Source organism: Vibrio sp. 10N.261.51.F11 (assembly GCF_041471665.1).
Lineage (GTDB): Bacteria > Pseudomonadota > Gammaproteobacteria > Enterobacterales > Vibrionaceae > Vibrio > Vibrio crassostreae_C.
The window spans coordinates 1-1,674 of record NZ_JBFROW010000120.1 but is presented as its reverse complement, the minus strand read 5'-3'; the positions used below and the strand labels follow the sequence as shown (position 1 = coordinate 1,674).

Genomic DNA, 1,674 nt, shown 5'->3' with positions numbered 1-1,674 from the left:
ACTCCGGGAGGCGCCTCCATCATTCAGAAAAAACCAGTCCTAGTGACTGGTTTTTTCGTTTTTGACCCCGCTAAAAGCTTCCTACGTACCCATTTCAATGCTTATCAAAGAAATCTTTGTTACGGATATACTTGCTCATTAAGTGGTAAGAGAAAGGTCTTATCAGCCAACTAAAGATAGAGCGACCAAGGCGGATTAATGTAGGAGTGTTCTCATAGATTCGTCCGTTATAAAGCCAAAGCACTTTACCTACATGCCAATAGAGCAAAGGAACGGGAGGCATGAAGGTTACGATGTCGATATCACAGCAGATTCGGTAGGTCTTCTTACCCAAACGATAGTGCTTTCGAAAGCTCCAGTCACCAATGGCGGGCTGGCCAAAAGTCACTATTCGCTTAATACGGCCAGGGTACTTTTGATCAAAGTAATCAGCGAAGACACAACCGATAGCGCCACCGGAAGAGTGACCAGTAATAGACACTCTCTTGCCTTGCTCTATTAGAGGTGTGAGCGTAGCTTCCAAGCGTTCAATAACGGTTAAGCCAAGCTTATCTTCATTACGACTTGGCTGGCTTTCCTGAAACATTAGATGATAGAAGCCAGCATGCACACGATAATTGAGCCCAATTCTCTTACAGCTTCTTGTCCATAGAGCAAAGGTCAGTAACCAATCTGAGATGCTGTGCGATCCTTTGATAACCACAACCACTTCATCTTTGTCGCTGCTCCACAGCACTCGAATCATGGTTTTGCCAAACTGGTTCTTTATGATGCGTTGTCCATTTGGGTCAAAACCATAGCTAGTTTGCTTAAATACTCTAGGGTAGGCGAGGTTACAAAGAACGGCATAGCGCTCATATTGATATCGTTTTAGTGGTTTCACATGTTTACTTCTTAATAAGAGTTACTTAAAACTCTAGTCGTTGAATGTGAAAAGCACATGAAAACACCATTTACTTGATTCGTTACAGAAAAACCAAAATTTGCCGCTGTCGCTAAAGTTAACCCTAGATAGTAAATTGCAGTGTTAGATTAGAGAACAGCGTATAAGAACCGTACAAGCTGCACTAAATTTATTCTTTGGAGAGTGATAATTAATCATTTGAATTAAAAGATAAAATTTATTGTTGACGAATTTTTTCCATCCGTTAAAGTACACCTCGTTCTCACGGCTTAGGTCGCTGAGAGATGGTGTTATACTTTTCAGTAATCAGCATCGCAAGATTGCGTTGCCCTGGTGGTGGAATTGGTAGACACAAGGGATTTAAAATCCCTCGGCGTTCGCGCTGTGCCGGTTCAAGTCCGGCCCGGGGCACCATCTATCTTGCTTCTACTTTTTGAGTAGAGTGATGAACAAAGAGTTGTTCTCTTAAATCACTATTAAAGGCGCCTTGGCAGAGTGGCTATGCAGCGGATTGCAAATCCGTGGACCTCGGTTCGACTCCGGGAGGCGCCTCCATTCTTTCTCTTAGTTTGATAAGTTAAGAGATAATAAGAATGAAAATGCGATACTAGCTCAGTTGGTAGAGCGCAACCTTGCCAAGGTTGAGGTCATCGGTTCGAACCCGATGTATCGCTCCAAATTTTGTAGTGTTGATTCATTTCGACATTAAGATGGTGTTTTACTTTTCAGTAATCGGCATCGCAATAAAGAATTGCGTGCCCTGGTGGTGG

General features: G+C 42.9%; 1 protein-coding gene and 3 tRNA genes. 3 read left to right on the top strand and 1 reads right to left on the bottom strand.

Annotated elements, in window-relative coordinates; all coding sequences use genetic code 11:
* Positions 1–94: 94 nt before the first annotated feature.
* Entirely contained in the window at positions 95–883 is a 789-nt protein-coding gene (locus AB4351_RS22175; RefSeq protein WP_210442823.1) for a lipase family protein, read from the bottom strand.
* 348 nt (positions 884–1,231) lie between these two features.
* Between AB4351_RS22175 and AB4351_RS22170 the strand changes: the two genes are divergently transcribed.
* From AB4351_RS22170 to AB4351_RS22160, 3 genes are all read left to right on the top strand, one after another.
* Positions 1,232–1,318, top strand: a tRNA-Leu gene (locus tag AB4351_RS22170).
* A gap of 67 nt (positions 1,319–1,385) precedes the next feature.
* Positions 1,386–1,459: transfer RNA gene (locus tag AB4351_RS22165), tRNA-Cys, on the top strand.
* A gap of 46 nt (positions 1,460–1,505) precedes the next feature.
* Positions 1,506–1,581 (top strand) — tRNA-Gly (locus tag AB4351_RS22160).
* The last annotated feature ends 93 nt before the right edge of the window (positions 1,582–1,674 follow it).